Raw genomic sequence first — 16,896 nt, forward strand, 5'->3', positions numbered from 1 at the left:
GCGTCGGGCCCGTGGGCGTCATTCGCGCCCGAGGTCTCGGTGCCGGACGTGCACGGCGACGCCGGACTGGTTCCGCAGCCGGTCGGCGAGTTCGAGGGCGACCGCGACCGAGCGGTGCTTGCCCCCCGTGCAGCCGACGGCGATGGTGACGTGACGCTTGTTCTCGCGCTGGTACCCGGCGAGGACGGGTTCGAGGGCGTGGGCGTAGCTCTCGAGGAACTCGGCGGCTCCGGTCTGCGAGAGCACGTACTCACTGACCTCGGGGTCCTGACCGCTCAACGCACGCAGCTCCGGAACCCAGAACGGGTTCGGGAGGAACCGCATGTCGGCGACGAGGTCCGCATCAGGCGGCAGGCCGTACTTGAACCCGAAGCTCAGCACGGTGACCTGGACACCCGGTGTCTCCGCGCCGGCGAAGAGCTCACGCGTGGTCGTGGCGAGCTGGTGGATGTTGAGGTCGCTCGTGTCGATGATGACGTCGCTCGACTCACGGATCTCGCTCAGTCGGTGACGCTCCGCCACGATGCCGTCGAGGATCGTTCCCTCGCCCTGGAGCGGGTGCGGCCGGCGGACGGCTTCGAACCGGCGGACGAGCGCCGCGTCGGTCGCCTCCAGGAAGATCATGCGGAGGTGCGTCCCGCCCCGGAGGGCCGGCACGATCTCCTGCAGCTCGCTGAAGAAGTCGCGGCCTCGGACGTCGACCACCGCGGCGATCCGCGGCAGACGTGATCCGGCGCGCTCGGCGAGGTCGACGAGGGGACGGAGCATCTGCGGGGGCAGGTTGTCGACGACGTACCAGCCGAGATCCTCGAGCGCGTTCGCGACGGTGGAGCGTCCGGCGCCGGACATCCCCGTGACGATGAGGACTTCCTGCTGGTGCTGCGGCTGGCCCGGGGTCATCGACACGCTTTCCTCGAAGGTCTGAAGTCCCAGCCTACCCATTCCGCGAGGCCTGCGAGGGCTGTGCGGAGCCGGAGGTCAACGCCTCGTGCACCGTGGCCGCCAGTTTGTCGCCGATGCCCTTGACCTCGGTGATCTCGGCCGGCGTCGCGGTCTTCAGGCGCGCGACGGATCCGAAGTGCTTGAGCAGCTCGCGGACCTTCGCCGGACCGAGCCCCGGGATCTCGCCGAGGACGGTCGAGATGTCGCGCTTCCGCTTCTGTCGCTGGAAACTGATGGCGAACCGGTGCGCCTCGTCGCGGACCCGCTGGAGGAGGAACAGGGCTTCGCTCCCCCGCGGCAGGATCACCGGATACGGGTCGTCGGGCAACCAGATCTCCTCCAGTCGCTTCGCCAGTCCGCACAGGGTGATCCCGGTCAGGCCGGACTCCTCCAGCGCACGTGCGGCGGCGGCGACCTGTGGTTGCCCGCCGTCGACGATGAGGAGCTGCGGCGGATAGGTGAACTTCCGGCGCTTGCGCTCCCCCGTGGTCTCGTCGACCGTCTCGACGGGCTCGGACGACGTCAGGTGCGCGAGTCGCCGGGAGACGACCTGGTAGATCGAGTCGGTGTCGTCGGTGGACTCGGCGACGCCGAAGCGGCGGTACTCGTCCTTGCGGGACAGCCCGTCCTCGAAGACCACCATCGACGCCACGATGTTGGTACCGCTCAGGTGCGACACGTCGAAGCACTCGATCCGCAGGGGCGCCTCGGGCATCCCGAGCGCATCGCGGATGTCCTCGAGTGCCTGTGTCCGGGCGACGAAGTCGGAGCTGCGCCGGGTCTTGTAGAGCATGAGGGCCTGCTTGGCGTTGACGACCGCGGTCTCCATGAGCGTCGCCTTCTCACCGCGTTGGGCGACGCGGAGGGCGACCTTCGAGCCGCGGCGTTCGGCCAGCCAGTCCTCGAGGCTCTCGGCGTCGTCCGGCAGTTCCGGGACGAGCACCTCTCGCGGGACCTCGGTCCCGCTCGCGGCGGCGTACACCCGTTGGACGACGCTGTCGACGAGCTCGGCGGTCGACATGTCGAGCTCCTTGTCGACGGTCCACGACCGCACACCGCGGATGCGGCCGCCACGGACGATGAACTGCTGCACCGACGCGGCGAGCTCGTCGTGGTCGATGCCGAACAGGTCGGCGTCCACGGCGTCGCGCAGGACGACCGCGCTCTTCGCGAGCACCTGGTCGAGCGCCTGGAGCTGATCCCGGTAGACGGCCGCGGACTCGTAGTCCTGGCGGGCCGCGGCGGCCTTCATGTCAGCGGTGATGCGCGTCGTGAACCGGCGGTCGTTGCCGACCATGAACGAGACGAAGTCGTCGACGATCGCGCGGTGTTCCTCGATGGTGACCTTGCCGGAGCACGGGCCGCCGCACCGCCCGATCTGTCCGGGGAAACAGGGCTTCCCCGAGGCCATGGCCCGCTTGTACGCCGAGTCGGAGCAGGTGCGGATCGGGAAGACCTTGATCATGAGGTCGACCGTGTCGTGGACAGCCCAGATCTTCGGGTACGGGCCGAAGTACTTGGCCCCCGGGATCCGGGTGTTCCGGGTGACCATGACGCGCGGCGCCTCGTCACCGAGGGTGACCGCGAGGTACGGGTACGACTTGTCGTCGCGGAACTTGACGTTGAACGGCGGGTCGTACTCCTTGATCCACGTGTACTCGAGCTGCAGCGCCTCGACGTCGCTGCCGACCGTCGTCCAGGTGACCCCGGTCGCGGTCGTCACCATGCGGCGCGTTCGCTCGTGCAGCGTATGCAGGGGCGCGAAATAGTTGCTGAGCCTCGCCCGGAGGTTCATCGCCTTGCCGACGTAGAGCACCCGGCCCGAGTCGTCGCTGAAGCGGTACACGCCGGGCATGGTGGGGATCTCCCCCGCCTTCGGCCGGTACGCCAGACCACTTCCGCCGCGGACGGCCGCCACGTCAGCCCGCCTTGCGGCTGCCGCCGGCCTCTGCCTCGAACAGTTCGTTCAGGAAGAAGCCCGTGTGGCTGCCGGGGACCGTCGCGAGGTGCTCGGGTGTTCCCGTGGCGAGGACCGTCCCGCCACCGGCTCCACCCTCGGGGCCCATGTCGATGAGCCAGTCGGCGGACTTGATGACGTCGAGGTTGTGCTCGATCACGATGACCGTGTTGCCCTTGTCGACGAGCCCGCCGAGGACGAGCAGCAGCTTCCGGACGTCTTCGAAGTGCAGACCCGTGGTCGGCTCGTCGAGGACGTAGACACTGCGCCCGTTGCTCCGCCGCTGCAACTCCGTCGCGAGCTTGACGCGCTGGGCCTCGCCGCCGGACAGCGTCGTGGCGCTCTGGCCGAGACGGACGTAGCCCAGGCCGACCTCGACGAGCGTCTTCAGGAACCGGTGGATCGAGGAGATCGGCTCGAAGAAGTCGGCAGCCTCGGCGATCGGCATGTCGAGGACCTCGGCGATGTTCTTGCCCTTGTAGTGGATGGTCAGGGTGTCGCGGTTGTACCGCGCTCCCCCGCACACCTCGCAGGCGACGTAGACGTCGGGCAGGAAGTTCATCTCGATCTTGATCGTGCCGTCGCCCGAGCAGGCCTCACAGCGGCCGCCCTTGACGTTGAAGCTGAACCGTCCGGCGAGGTAGCCGCGGACCTTGGCCTCCTGCGTCTCCGCGAAGAGGTTGCGGATCTTGTCGAAGACGCCGGTGTACGTGGCGGGGTTCGAGCGAGGGGTGCGGCCGATGGGCGCCTGGTCGACGTGGACCACCTTGTCGAGGTGCTCCAGACCCGTGACCCTGGTGTGCTTGCCGGGCAGCTTGCGCGCGCCGTTCAGCTTGTTCGCCAGGACCCGGTACAGGACGTCGTTGACGAGCGAGGACTTCCCGGAACCGCTCACGCCGGTGACGGCGGTGAGGACTCCGAGCGGGAAGTCCGCGCTGACCTTCTTCAGGTTGTTGGCCTGCGCTCCGATCACCTGGATCTGACGCTTCGTGTCGATCGGACGACGCTTCGCCGGGATCTCGATGGCCTTGCGGCCGGAGAGGTAGTCGCCGGTGAGGGACTCGGCGTTGGCCTCGAGCGCCTCGTACGACCCGGAGTGCACGACGCGGCCGCCGTTGACGCCCGCGCCGGGACCGATGTCGACGATCCAGTCGGCGGTGCGGATGGTGTCCTCGTCGTGTTCGACCACGATCAGCGTGTTGCCGAGGTCGCGCAGGGCCACGAGGGTCTCGATGAGGCGGCGGTTGTCGCGCTGGTGCAGGCCGATGCTCGGTTCGTCGAGGACGTAGAGCACGCCGGTGAGTCCCGAGCCGATCTGCGTCGCGAGGCGGATGCGCTGCGCCTCGCCGCCCGAGAGGGAGCCGGCGGTCCGGGCCAGATCGAGGTAGTTGAGTCCGACCTGGATGAGGAAGTCGAGTCGGACCTTGATCTCGCGCAGCACCTGCGCGGCGATGTGGGCCTCGCGGTCGCTCAGCTCGAGGCGGTCCATGAACGCGCGGGCGTCGGAGAGGCTCAGCTCGGCGACCTCGGCGATGTTGTGGTCGTGGATCAGGACGGAGAGGACCTCCGGCTTCAGGCGACGACCGCCGCAGACCTGGCACGGGACTTCGCGCAGGTACTCGGACCAGCGCACGCGCTGGCTGTCGGTGTCGGCCTGGAGGTACTGACGCTCGATGTACGGGATGACGCCCTCGAAGCCCGAGGAGTAGCTCATCTCGCGGCCGAAGCGGTTCTTCCACTTGACCTTGACCTTGAAATTGTCGCCGCGGAGCACCGCCTCCTGGACCTTGGAAGGCAGGTCGCGCCAGGGGGTGTCGAGCGAGAAGTCGAGGTCGCGGGCAAGCCCGTCGAGCAGCTTCTCGTAGTACTGATAGAGCCCCTTGCCCTGGGTGGTCCACGGGACGATGACGCCCTCGTTGATGCTGAGTTCCTCGTCGCCGAGGAGCAGCTCCGCGTCGACCGACATGCGCGTGCCGAGGCCCGAGCACTCCGGGCAGGCACCAAACGGTGCGTTGAACGAGAACGTCCGCGGCTCGATCTCGGTCAGCTGCAACGGGTGGTTGTTCGGGCAGGAGAGCTTCTCGGAGAAGGTGCGCCAGGCGTCGTCGCCCTCTTCGTCGACGAAGTTGATCGTCACGAGGCCGTCGGTGAGCTGCAGTGCCGTCTCGAGGGAGTCGGTCAGGCGACCGAGGATCTCGGGCCCGGCGACGAGGCGGTCGACGACGACCGCGATGTCGTGCTTGACCTGCTTCTTGAGGGTCGGCGGTTCCGCGAGCTGGATCGCCTCGCCGTCGACGATGGCGCGCGCGAAGCCCTTGGCCGAGAGCTCCTTGAAGAGGTCGACGAACTCGCCCTTCTTCTGGCTCACGACGGGGGCGACGATCTGGTAGCGGCGTCGCTCCTCGAGCTCCATCAGCTGGTCGGCGATCTGCTGCACCGTCTGGCGCTGGATGACCTCGCCGCAGACCGGGCAGTGCGGGACGCCGATGCGCGCCCAGAGCAGCCGCATGTAGTCGTAGACCTCGGTGATCGTCCCGACGGTCGACCGGGGGTTGCGGTTCGTGGACTTCTGGTCGATCGAGACCGCGGGGCTCAGGCCCTCGATGAAGTCGACGTCGGGGCGGTCGACCTGACCGAGGAACTGGCGGGCGTACGCCGAGAGCGACTCGACGTAGCGTCGCTGGCCCTCGGCGAAGATCGTGTCGAAGGCGAGTGAGGACTTCCCCGATCCCGAGAGACCCGTGAAGACGACGAGCGAGTCGCGAGGGATCTCGAGGTCGACGTTCTGAAGATTGTGGACGCGGGCTCCGCGGACGCTGAGCGTGGAGTGGTGATCTACCTTGGCAATTGACACCCTTCGAGTCTACGCAGCACCACCGACACCGGACTCCCGAGCGGTGTCTGTGGTACTGCGCTCTCAGCGAAGCGGCGAACTAGATGTGCCCGGCCTTGGCCATCTGTCGAAGTTCCTGCTTGAGTTCGGAGACCTCGTCGCGGAGACGGCCGGCGAGTTCGAACTTGAGCTCCGCCGCGGCGGCCAGCATCTGCGCGTTGAGGTCCGCGATGATCGACTCGAGGTCGTTCGCGCCCTCGGCGGCGATGCCCTCCCGACGCAGGTTCGGCGTCGGGCTCTTCTTCTTGCCGTTGTCGCGTCCGGCGAGCAGCGCCGCGGTGTCTGCGCCCTCACGGGCGAGCGCCTCGGTGATGTCGGCGATCCGCTTGCGCAGCGGCTGCGGATCGATCCCGCGCTCCTCGTTGTAGGCGACCTGCTTCTCGCGGCGACGGTCCGTCTCCTCGATCGCGCGCTTCATCGAGTCGGTCAGGACGTCGGCGTACATGTGGACCTCGCCGGACACGTTGCGGGCGGCACGACCGATGGTCTGGATGAGCGAGGTCGACGAGCGGAGGAAGCCCTCCTTGTCGGCGTCGAGGATCGCCACGAGCGAGACCTCCGGGAGGTCGAGCCCCTCGCGCAGCAGGTTGATGCCGATGAGGACGTCGTAGACGCCCTGCCGGAGTTCGCTCAACAGCTCGACCCGCCGGAGGGTGTCGACGTCGGAGTGCAGGTAGCGGACGCGCACGCCGGCCTCGGTCAGGAAGTCGGTGAGCTCCTCCGCCATCTTCTTGGTGAGGGTGGTGACGAGGACGCGTTCGTCGCGCTCGGCGCGGACCCGGATCTCCTCGAGGAGGTCGTCGATCTGGCCGTTGGAGGGCTTGACGATGATCGCCGGGTCGACGAGGCCGGTCGGCCGGATGATCTGCTCGACGATGCCGTCCGCGATGCCCATCTCGTACTTGCCCGGCGTCGCCGAGAGGTACACCGTCTGGCCGACGCGGTTCTTGAACTCGTCCCACCGGAGCGGGCGGTTGTCCATCGCGCTCGGGAGTCGGAACCCGTGCTCGACGAGGGTGCGCTTGCGGGAGGCGTCGCCCTCGAACATTGCGCCGATCTGCGGGACGGTGACATGCGACTCGTCGATGACGGTGAGGAAGTCGTCGGGGAAGTAGTCGAGGAGGCAGTTCGGTGCCTCACCGGCCGAGCGACCGTCGATGTGGCGCGAGTAGTTCTCGATGCCGGAGCAGAAGCCGATCTGCTGCATCATCTCGAGGTCGAAAGTGGTCCGCATGCGGAGCCGCTGCGCCTCGAGGAGCTTGCCCTCGCGTTCGAGCGACTGGAGCCGCTCCGCCAGCTCCTCCTGGATGGTGCCGATGGCGCGCTGGATCGTCTGCGGGCTGGCGGCGTAGTGGGAGGCCGGGAACACCGACACCGCGTCGAGCTTCTTCACGACGTCGCCGGTGAGCGGGTGCAGGGCGTAGAGGGCCTCGATCTCGTCGCCGAAGAATTCGATGCGGATCGCGAGCTCCTCGTAGACCGGGATGATCTCGATGGTGTCGCCGCGCACACGGAAGTTGCCGCGCGAGAAGTCGACGTCGTTGCGGTTGTACTGCATGCCGACGAACTTGCGGATGAGGCGGTCGCGCCCGATGTTCTGCCCGACCTGCAGCGCCGCCATCGCCTCCAGGTACTCCTCCGCCGCACCGAGACCGTAGATGCACGACACGGTCGACACGACGATGACGTCGCGACGGCTCAGCAGCGAGTTGGTGGTCGAGTGCCGCAGTCGCTCCACCTCGGCGTTGATCGACGAGTCCTTCTCGATGAAGGTGTCGGTCTGTGGGACGTACGCCTCGGGCTGGTAGTAGTCGTAGTAGGAGACGAAGTACTCGACCGCGTTGTTCGGCATGAGCTCGCGGAACTCGTTCGCCAGCTGGGCCGCGAGCGTCTTGTTGTGTGCCAGGACGAGCGTCGGGCGCTGGACGGCTTCGATGAGCCAGGCGGTCGTCGCGGACTTACCGGTACCCGTGGCGCCCAACAGGACGACGTCGGTCTCGCCGGCGTTGATGCGCCCGGACAGCTGCTCGATGGCGGCGGGCTGGTCGCCGCTCGGCTCGTACTCGCTGATCACCTCGAAGGGGCGGACGGCGCGTGTTGGTTCCATGCTCCGAGTCTACGGAGGACCACCGACACCACTGCCCCGCTTCGCCCACAGCGGAGCGGGTGAAGCGCTCAGACGCCGTCCTGACGGTCGGGCGCCGGTTCAGCGGCCGCGGCGGCGCGGTGCCAGACCGCGTCGACCTGGCTGAGGGTGTGCTCGAGCGAGCCGGCGGTGTCGATCACCACGTCGGCGACGGCGGCGCGCTGCTCCTCGGTCGCCTGGGCCGCGATCCGTCGTTCCGCCTCGCCCCGGTCGAGCCCGCGGAGGTCGACGAGCCGACGGGCGCGCTCCCCCTCCGGAGCTGCGGCGACGACCACGAGGTCGAACTCGTCTGCGCGGCCGGTCTCGACGAGCAGCGGGACGTCGTAGACGACGACGGCACCGGGGTCGCTCGAGGCTTCGGCGATCCGGGCCTGTGAACGCCGCTTGACCTCCGGGTGCACGATGGCGTTGAGGTCGGCCCGCGCCTGGTCGTCGGCGAAGACGATGGAGCCGAGCGCAGCGCGGTCGAGTGCTCCGTCGGGCCCGATCACGTCGGCACCGAAGCGCTTCGCGATGGCGGCCAGTCCCGGGGTCCCCGGCTCGACGGCCTCTCGTGAGAGGACGTCCGCGTCGATGACGACGGCGCCGTGTTCAGCGAGCCGGGCCGCGATGGTCGATTTGCCGGAGGCGATCCCGCCGGTGAGGCCGATGAGGTACATGTCAGCCAGCGTACCCGCGGAGCGTGCAGCGCCTTCGACCAGCGCCCCTCGCACAACGCAGCAGGGGGCCGCCCGAAGGCGACCCCCTGCTGGACACCGACGCTGGTCGGTGCTGGTGGGACTAGTTGCTCGAGAGCTTCTCGCGGAGAGCCGCGAGGGACTCGTCGTCAGCGAGCGTGCCGCCGCCGGCGGAGTCGCTCGAGAACGAGGAACCGGCCGACGAGGACGCGGTCGACGAGGAAGCCTGGTTGGCCTCTTCGACGGCTGCGGCAGCGACCTGCTTCTTGTGCGCTTCCCAACGAGCCTGGGCGGCAGCGTAGTCCTGCTCCCACTTCTCGCGCTCGGCGTCGAAGCCTTCCTTCCACTCCTGCGTCTCGGCGTCGAAGCCCTCGGGGTACTTGTAGTTCCCGAGCTCGTCGTACTCCGTGAGCATGCCGTAGAGGGCCGGGTCGAACTCGGTGCCCTCGGGGTCGACACCCTCGTTGGCCTGCTTGAGGCTCAGCGAGATGCGGCGACGCTCGAGGTCGATGTCGATGACCTTGACGAAGACCTCTTCGCCGACCGAAACGACCTGCTCGGCGAGCTCGACGTGCTTGCCGGAGAGCTCCGAGATGTGCACGAGGCCCTCGATGCCGTCTGCGACGCGGACGAACGCACCGAACGGGACGAGCTTGGTGACCTTACCCGGTGCAACCTGGCCGATGGCGTGGGTGCGGGCGAAGACCTGCCACGGGTCCTCCTGGGTCGCCTTGAGCGACAGCGAGACGCGCTCGCGGTCCAGGTCGACCTCGAGGATCTCGACGGTGACTTCCTGACCGACCTCGACGACCTCGCTGGCGTGCTCGATGTGCTTCCAGCTGAGCTCGGAGACGTGGACGAGACCGTCGACGCCGCCGAGGTCGACGAACGCGCCGAAGTTGACGATCGAGGAGACGACGCCCTTGCGGACCTGTCCCTTCTGGAGGTTGTTGAGGAAGGTGGTGCGGCTCTCGGACTGCGTCTGCTCGAGGAGCGCACGGCGCGACAGGACCACGTTGTTGCGGTTCTTGTCGAGCTCGAGGATCTTCGCCTCGATCTCCTGGCCGAGGTACGGCGTGAGGTCGCGGACGCGGCGCAGCTCGATGAGCGAGGCCGGGAGGAAGCCACGGAGGCCGATGTCGACGATGAGGCCGCCCTTGACGACCTCGATGACCGAACCGGTGACGACGCCGTCGGATTCCTTGATCTTCTCCACGTCGCCCCAAGCACGCTCGTACTGTGCGCGCTTCTTCGACAGGATCAGACGGCCTTCCTTGTCCTCCTTCTGGAGAACGAGAGCCTCGATCGTGTCGCCGACGTTGACGACCTCGGAGGGGTCGACGTCGTGCTTGATGGAGAGTTCACGCGAGGGGATGACACCCTCGGTCTTGTAGCCGACGTCGAGGAGGACCTCGTCGCGGTCGATCTTCACGACGGTGCCCTCGATGAGGTCGCCGTCGTTGAAGAACTTCAGAGTCTTTTCGACCGCTGCGAGGAAGTCCTCAGCAGATCCGATGTCGTTGATTGCGACCTGCTTGGGGGCGGTCGTTGCGCTTGTCATGTAGTAATTGCTCCAGGTGGACAATGATTCAGGCCGGCCTCGCGCACGGCTCCGGACCCGTGGATGACCACGGACGTTGATCGAAGCGATGCTGTTGTGTGAACCGATCCGGGGATCGGTGTCGCTCTGCGAGACGGGCAGGCGGATAGGACGTCACAATTGTGACAGTCCAGTCTAGCGATTTTCCGGGTGTGCAGGCAAGCCGCGGTCGGAGAGGATGTCCCGCAGCGCTGGATCGAGCGTCGGGTGCTCGAACCGGTAGCCCGCCTGCAGCAACCGCTCCGGCATCGCCCAGCGACTCTTCAGGACCAGCTCGCTCTCGGTCCGCAGGATGGACATCCCGATCTCCAGCAACCAGCGGGGCGCGGGGAGGCCGACCGGCATCCCGAGCGCGTACCGCAGAGTCCGCATGAATCCGCGGTTGTCGGTGGGGTTCGGGGACGTCACATTGACGACGCCGTCGAGTTCGGGACGGCCACGGAGGAACCGGACGATGCCGACGACGTCGTCAAGATGGATCCAGCTGAACCGCTGCCGTCCGCCCGGCGTCCCGAACCGGTGATCCGTGCCGGCGGCACGACGCGATCGGGAACTGGGCCAGTGACCGTCCAGTTGGGGTCCGCCGAGGCCGAGACGCGCCAACCAACGGAGCGGGGTGAGCGCTCCGCCGTCGCCCAGGACGATCGCGATGCGGAGGGCGACCCGTCGTGTCCCGGGCAGCTCGTCCGCGAAGAACGCCTGCTCCCAGGCGGTCGCGACGTCGACGGAGAACCCGGAACCGATCTCGCCGTCGTCCTCCGTCATCGGGCGGTCGTCGGCATGCCGGTAGATCGTGGCGGTCGACGAGTTGATCCACAGCGGCGGAGGCGAGGCGGCTGCACGCACCGCCCGCGCCAGCTCCGTCGTCGTGTCCACGCGGGACCGGAGGATCTCGGCGCGGTTCGACGGGGTGTAGCGACAGTTCACGCTCTTCCCGGCGAGGTTGACCAGGAGGTCCGCGCCGTCGACCAGCCGGGCGATGCCCGTGTGGTCATCCCAGCGCGCGTCGGCGGCACCGCGCCCGATGACGGAGACGGTGGCACCGTCGGCCCGGAACGACTCGACCAGACGACGCCCGATGAACCCGGACGCGCCGGCGACGACGATCCGTTCGGCCGTCATCCGAGCATCGCCGTCCGCAGCGTGTCGAGCCCGACGCCCCCGAGGTCGAGGGCCCGACGGTGGAAGTCCTTGATGTCGAAGGCGTCCCCGGCGCGGCGGGCCGCGTCGTCACGGAGCTGTTCCCAGATGCGCTGGCCGATCTTGTACGACGGCGCCTGGCCGGGCCAACCGAGGTACCGGTTGACCTCGAACCGGACGAACTCCGGCGACATGTTGACGTTGCGACCCATGAAATCGAAGGCGTACTCGGCGGTCCAGGTCCCGCTGCCGTCCGGGAGCGGCTTGCCGAGGTGCACCCCGATGTCGAGGACGACGCGGGCCGCGCGCATCCGCTGACCGTCGAGCATGCCCAGACGGTCCGCCGGGTCGTCGAGGTATCCGAGCTGCTCCATCAGGCGCTCGGCGTAGAGGGCCCAGCCCTCGGCATGGCCGGAGGTGCCGGCTAGCTGTCGACGCCAGAGGTTGAGCGTCTTCCGGTTGACGACGGCCTGCCCGATCTGCAGGTGATGTCCTGGCACACCCTCGTGGTACACGGTCGTGAGCTCGCGCCACGTGTCGAACTCGGTGACGCCGGCGGGGACGGACCACCACATGCGGCCAGGGCGTGAGAAGTCGTCTGTCGGGCCGGTGTAGTAGATCCCGCCCTCCTGCGTCGGCGCGATCATGCACTCGAGCGCGCGGATCTCCTGCGGGATGTCGAAGTGCGTGCGCCCCAGCTCTTCGACCGCACGGTCACTCGTCTCCTGCATCCACCGCTGGAGCGCGTCGGTGCCGTGCAGCTTGCGCGCCGGATCCTGTTCGAGGAAGGCGACCGCCTCCTCGACGGACGCGCCGGGGAGGATCTCGTTCGCGATCGCCTCCTGCTCCGACACCATGCGCGCCAGTTCCTCGATGCCCCATTCGTAGCTCTCGTCGAGGTCGACCGTCGCGCCGAGGAAGCGGCGGGACTGCAGCGCGTAGAGTTCGCGGCCGATGGCGTCCTCCTGGGTTGCAGCAGGCAGCAGTTCGTGCGCGAGGAAGTCCGCCAGACGGTTGTAGGCGACGGCTGCGGCGCCGGCACCCGTCGAGAGTTCGGCGGCGAGGGACGCCGGGAGCTGGCCGTCCGCCGGACCGGCGTTGGCGGCGAAGCCGATGAAGAACCCGTCGTCGGCGCCGGTGCGCAGGACCTGCTCGTACACCTCGGCCACCTGACGGCGTGCCGGGGTGATCCCCCGGGCGATGCCCTCGCGCAGGGTCTCGATGTAGCCGTCGACCGCGTCCGGCAACGCGACGAGGCGGGTCCGGATGGTGCTCCAGTCCTCGACGGTGGCCGTCGGCATCAGGTCGAAGACGTCGCGCAGCTCCTGCGACGGCGACGCGATCACGTTGAGGTCGCGGTACTGGAGACCGGCCTCCGACGAGGCGAGGTCGAGCTCCAGCTCCGCCGAGAGGTCGGTCTGGGTGACGCGATCGACGGCGTCGACCGGTGCTGCGGACCGCAGCTCGCGAAGCGTGCGCGACGCGGCTTCGATGTACGCTTCGTGGCCGGCCGGCGAGTAGTCGCCATACCGTCCGCCGACGTCCGTGCGGCCGATGTAGGTACCGACCTCCGGCTTCAGCTGGACGAGGGTCTCCACCCAGCTCTCGGCGATGGCGTCGATCGGTGTGCTCTGACGAGGTTCTTCGTGGGACATGACGTCGAGCCTAGTCCGCACCCGCCCGACGCCCGGGTGCGGACCCGCAGGGCGCTCAGTGGGCTGCGGCGTCCCAATCGTGCCCGCGGCCGATCTGGACCTCCAGGGGTACCGACAGCTCGGCGGCACCGGCCATCTGCGCTCGGACGATGCGCTCCAGGGCGTCCCACTCCCCCTCGGCGACCTCGAAGATCAGTTCGTCGTGCACCTGCAGCATCATCTGCGAGCTGAGGGATTCAGAGCGCAGCTCGGACTCGATGCCGATCATGGCGCGTTTCATGATGTCGGCGGCCGAACCCTGGATCGGGGCGTTCAGCGCCTGGCGTTCGGCGTTCTCCCTGACCAGTCGGTTGGGGCTCGAGAGCTCGGGGAAGAGCCTGCGACGACCGAAGATCGTCTCGGTGTAGCCGTCGAGTTTCGCCTGCTCGACGACGTTGCGCAGGTAGTCACGGACCGCACCGAAGCGCTCGAAGTAGTCGACCATGAGCTGCTTCGCCTCAGCGCTCGAGATCCGCAGCTGCTTTGAGAGCCCGAACGCGCTCAGACCGTAGGCGAGTCCGTACGACATCGCCTTGACCTTGTTGCGCATCGCGGGGGTCACGTCCTCGGCGGCGACGCCGAAGATGCGTGCGCCGACGAAGCGGTGAAGGTCCTCGCCGGACTTGAACGCCTCGATGAGGCCGGCATCGCCGGAGAGGTGCGCCATGATCCGCATCTCGATCTGCGAGTAGTCGGCGGTCAGCAGGGTCTCGTACCCGGAGCCGGCTTGGAAGGCGGCGCGGATGCGGCGTCCTTCCTCGGTGCGCACGGGGATGTTCTGCAGGTTCGGGTCGGTCGAGGAGATCCGACCGGTGCTGGTCCCGATCTGCACGTACGTCGTGTGGATACGGCCGTCGGGCGTGATCGCCTTGTCGAGCGTCTCCACGATCTGGCGGAGCTTCGTCGCATCGCGGTGCTCGAGGAGGAGCCCGAGGAACGGGTGCGGGCTCTTCTCCTGGAGATCGGCCAGGGCGCCGGCGTCGGTCGAGAAGCCCGTCTTGTTGGCGCGTGTCTTCGGCATCGCGAGCTGGTCGAAGAGGACCTCCTGCAGCTGCTTCGGTGATCCGAGGTTGACCTCGCGGCCGATCTCCGCATACGCGTTGCTCGCGAGCTCTGCTGCCCGGTTCCCGAGCTGCTCGGACAGGCCGCTCAGGATGTCGTGGTCGACCGTCACGCCGGTCAGCTCCATGTGGGCCAGCACCTGGAGGACCGGCAGTTCCATGTCGAGCAGTACGCCGAGCGACCCGGCGTCGAGCGCCGTGCGGGTCGCCTCGGCGACCCGGAGGGCGTACCAGGCGGTGCCGCCGGCACCCACGGGGTCGGTCTCGGGGACGAGCTGGTTCGGGTCGGCGACGGGCATCGTCTCGTCGAGATAGCGCGTGATGAGGTCGGCGATGGTCTTGTCGCCGCCGCTCGGACGCAGGAGCCAGCCGGCGACCGCGGTGTCGTAGCCGAGTCCGCCGACCGTCAGGCCGGCGCGCGTGACCGCCTGGAGCTGTGGCTTGGCGTCGTGCATGATCTTCGGGGCGTCGCTCGCCAACCACGCTTCGAGCGGGGCGTAGTCGGCTTCGCCGGGACGCCAGGCGAGCGAGACGATCTCCGTGGGCGTCGCGAGGCCGGCTGCGACCGGCAGGCCTCCGTCGAGGTCGAGGTGGAGACCGATCCCGGCGGGATGTGCGGCGACGGCACGGGTGATCCACGCCTCGAGCTCTTCGTCGAGCAGCTCCTTCTGCGGCGGCATGACCACGCCGCCCGCCTGCGGTGCGGACACATCCGTGTTGGCCTCGAGTCCGTCGAGTTTGAGGACCCGATCGAGCAGCGTGCGGAACTCGAGCCGCCCGAAGACGGCCGCCACCGCGTCCGCGTCGATCGGTCGGCGTTCGAGGTCCTTCGGTCCGACAGGCAGTTCGACGTCGGTGAGGAGCCGGTTGAGGCGGCGGTTGCGGACCGCGTTCTCCTTGTGCTCGCGGAGGCTCTCCCCCACCTTGCCGGTGATCTCGTCGGCGCGCTCGAGGATCTGCTCGAGGGAGCCGAACTGGTTGAGCCACTTCACGGCGGTCTTCTCGCCGACCTTCGGGATGCCCGGGAGGTTGTCGCTCGTCTCACCGACGAGCGCCGCGATCTCCGGGTACTGCTCCGGCCGGATGCCGTAGCGCTCGAAGACCTTGGCTCCGTCGTACCGGGTGAGCGCGGAGACGCCCTGGCTCGACGGGTACAGCAGGGTGACGTCGTCGGTGACGAGCTGGATGGTGTCGCGGTCGCCGGAGACGACGAGCACGCGGAAGCCGTCCTCAGCGCCCTGCTTGGCGAGGGTGGCGAGGATGTCGTCGGCCTCGTAGTCCTCTTTGCTGATCGTCGTGATGTTCATCGCCTTGAGCGCTTCTTCGAGCAGCGGCACCTGCCCCTTGAACTCCGGCGGGGTCTCGCCGCGCGTGCCCTTGTACTCGGGGTACTCGCGGGTGCGGAAGGAACGGCGCGAGATGTCGAACGCCACGGCGATGTGGCTCGGGTTCTCGTTCTTGAGCAGGCTGATCAGCATGGAGATGAAGCCGTGGATGGCGTTCGTGTGCTGACCGTCGCGGGTTTGGAAGCTGTCGACCGGCAGGGCGTAGAACGCCCGGAATGCGAGCGAGTGGCCGTCGACGACGAGGAGGGTAGGCTTTTCTGATTCCGACACGCGCCCAGCCTACAAGCCGGTGCCGACACGGCTCAGGCCCGATCCGAAGGTGGACATGACGAACGAGACCGACGACGCACTCGAGTTCCTGCGGACGAGGGGCAGCGGCGCACTCGCCGCCAAGATGGGCATCGAGTTCACCGAGTTCACGGTGCAGCGATCCGTCGCCACCATGCCCGTCGAGGGCAACACCCAACCCGCGATGCTGCTGCACGGTGGGGCGTACGTCGTGCTCGGCGAGTCCCTCGGCTCGATGGCCGCCAACCTCTTCGCGGGCCCGGGCAAACTCGCGGTCGGCATCGACATCAACGCGACGCACACCAGGTCCGCCACCGAGGGCCTCGTGACGGGTGTCTGCACCCCGATCCACCTCGGTCGCTCGCTCACCGTGCACGAGATCGCCGTCACCGACGAGCAGGGACGACGGTGCTCCACGATCCGCATCACGAACCTCATCAAGGACGCACCGATCGGCTGACGAGCCCGGCACCGGACACAGCAGAGCGGCCCGCACCCGAGGGGACGGGCCGCTCTTGCGACGAGGGAGGAGCGCTACTTCTTGGCGCTGAGCTGCTCGATGATGGCCTGCGCGACATCGTGCATGGTGAGGCGACGGTCCATGGAGGCCTTCTGGATCCAGCGGAACGCCTCGGGCTCGGTGAGGCCCATCTTCTCGTTGAGGAGGCCCTTCGCCCGGTCGACGAGCTTGCGGGTCTCGAAGCGCTCGACCATGTCGGCGACCTCGGCCTCGAGGGTGATGATCTGCTGGTAGCGCGAGAGGGCGATCTCGATCGCGGGAAGGAGGTCGTTCGGCGTGAACGGCTTCACGACGTAAGCGAGGGCGCCTGCCTCGCTCGCCCGCTCGACGAGCTCCTTCTGGCTGAAGGCCGTGAGGAGGACCACCGGGGCGATGTGCGCCTTGCCGATGCGCTCGGCCGCGGAGATGCCGTCGAGCTGAGGCATCTTGACGTCCATGATCACGAGATCCGGACGGAGTTCCGTCGCGAGGGCGACAGCGGTCTCGCCGTCGCCGGCCTCGCCGACGACCTCGAAACCGTTGTCGCGGAGGATCTCGACGATGTCGAGGCGGATGAGGGATTCGTCCTCAGCGACGACGACGCGCCGTGGGGCTGCGGGAGGGGTCTCTTGCTCGGTCACCCTCAAATCCTA

11 protein-coding genes are annotated in these 16,896 nt (G+C 68.1%); 1 reads left to right on the forward strand and 10 read right to left on the reverse strand.

What is annotated here, in order from left to right:
- Positions 1-18: 18 nt before the first annotated feature.
- From rapZ to polA, 9 genes are all read right to left on the reverse strand, one after another.
- Positions 19-900, reverse strand: coding sequence for an RNase adapter RapZ (gene rapZ / locus ACQ3HE_RS01150; protein WP_064296920.1), 882 nt, complete (start codon positions 898-900; stop codon positions 19-21).
- A gap of 34 nt (positions 901-934) precedes the next feature.
- Complete coding sequence (uvrC, locus tag ACQ3HE_RS01155) at positions 935-2,860, reverse strand: excinuclease ABC subunit UvrC (RefSeq protein ID WP_079705955.1); 1,926 nt, start codon at positions 2,858-2,860, stop codon at positions 935-937.
- 1 nt (position 2,861) lies between these two features.
- The gene (uvrA, locus tag ACQ3HE_RS01160; RefSeq protein WP_430890928.1) at positions 2,862-5,753 is read right to left on the reverse strand and encodes an excinuclease ABC subunit UvrA; all 2,892 of its coding nucleotides are present in this window, start codon (positions 5,751-5,753) and stop codon (positions 2,862-2,864) included.
- 79 nt (positions 5,754-5,832) lie between these two features.
- Positions 5,833-7,899 carry an excinuclease ABC subunit UvrB gene (uvrB, locus tag ACQ3HE_RS01165; protein ID WP_056777426.1) on the reverse strand — a complete coding sequence of 689 codons (2,067 nt, stop codon included), beginning with the start codon at positions 7,897-7,899 and terminating at the stop codon, positions 5,833-5,835.
- Between the two features lie 68 nt (positions 7,900-7,967).
- Entirely contained in the window at positions 7,968-8,597 is a 630-nt protein-coding gene (gene coaE, locus ACQ3HE_RS01170) for a dephospho-CoA kinase (RefSeq protein WP_430890929.1), read from the reverse strand.
- A 121-nt stretch (positions 8,598-8,718) separates the two neighbouring features.
- Entirely contained in the window at positions 8,719-10,176 is a 1,458-nt protein-coding gene (gene rpsA, locus ACQ3HE_RS01175; protein WP_056005690.1) for a 30S ribosomal protein S1, read from the reverse strand.
- Between the two features lie 174 nt (positions 10,177-10,350).
- Positions 10,351-11,337 carry an epimerase gene (locus tag ACQ3HE_RS01180; protein ID WP_430890930.1) on the reverse strand — a complete coding sequence of 329 codons (987 nt, stop codon included), beginning with the start codon at positions 11,335-11,337 and terminating at the stop codon, positions 10,351-10,353.
- The gene (locus ACQ3HE_RS01185; protein WP_430890931.1) at positions 11,334-13,010 is read right to left on the reverse strand and encodes a DUF885 domain-containing protein; all 1,677 of its coding nucleotides are present in this window, start codon (positions 13,008-13,010) and stop codon (positions 11,334-11,336) included. Before ACQ3HE_RS01185 ends, ACQ3HE_RS01180 begins: the two co-directional genes overlap by 4 nt.
- A 55-nt stretch (positions 13,011-13,065) precedes the next feature.
- A complete protein-coding gene (gene polA, locus ACQ3HE_RS01190) occupies positions 13,066-15,726 on the reverse strand; it encodes a DNA polymerase I (RefSeq protein ID WP_430890932.1) in 2,661 nt (886 codons plus the stop codon).
- 55 nt (positions 15,727-15,781) lie between these two features.
- On the opposite strand from polA, the gene ACQ3HE_RS01195 reads away from it, so the two are divergent.
- Positions 15,782-16,204 (forward strand): hotdog fold thioesterase, encoded by a 423-nt coding sequence (locus tag ACQ3HE_RS01195; RefSeq protein WP_430890933.1) that lies wholly within the window; start codon positions 15,782-15,784, stop codon positions 16,202-16,204.
- Between the two features lie 74 nt (positions 16,205-16,278).
- On the opposite strand, the gene ACQ3HE_RS01200 is transcribed toward ACQ3HE_RS01195, so the two are convergent.
- Entirely contained in the window at positions 16,279-16,884 is a 606-nt protein-coding gene (locus ACQ3HE_RS01200) for an ANTAR domain-containing response regulator (protein WP_064296913.1), read from the reverse strand.
- Positions 16,885-16,896 lie beyond the last annotated feature (12 nt).

The sequence above is a fragment of the Plantibacter auratus genome (assembly GCF_050587365.1).
GTDB classification, from domain to species: Bacteria; Actinomycetota; Actinomycetes; order Actinomycetales; family Microbacteriaceae; genus Plantibacter; species Plantibacter auratus.

Bases quoted from the DNA above. Each gene is read 5' to 3' on its own strand.
- rapZ (WP_064296920.1), bottom strand. From the start codon at position 900: ATGACCCCGGGCCAGCCGCAGCACCAGCAGGAAGTCCTCATCGTCACG.
- uvrB (WP_056777426.1), bottom strand. From the start codon at position 7,899: ATGGAACCAACACGCGCCGTCCGCCCCTTCGAGGTGATCAGCGAGTAC.
- coaE (WP_430890929.1), bottom strand. From the start codon at position 8,597: ATGTACCTCATCGGCCTCACCGGCGGGATCGCCTCCGGCAAATCGACC.
- rpsA (WP_056005690.1), bottom strand. From the start codon at position 10,176: ATGACAAGCGCAACGACCGCCCCCAAGCAGGTCGCAATCAACGACATC.
- ACQ3HE_RS01180 (WP_430890930.1), bottom strand. From the start codon at position 11,337: ATGACGGCCGAACGGATCGTCGTCGCCGGCGCGTCCGGGTTCATCGGG.
- ACQ3HE_RS01185 (WP_430890931.1), bottom strand. From the start codon at position 13,010: ATGTCCCACGAAGAACCTCGTCAGAGCACACCGATCGACGCCATCGCC.
- ACQ3HE_RS01195 (WP_430890933.1), top strand. From the start codon at position 15,782: ATGACGAACGAGACCGACGACGCACTCGAGTTCCTGCGGACGAGGGGC.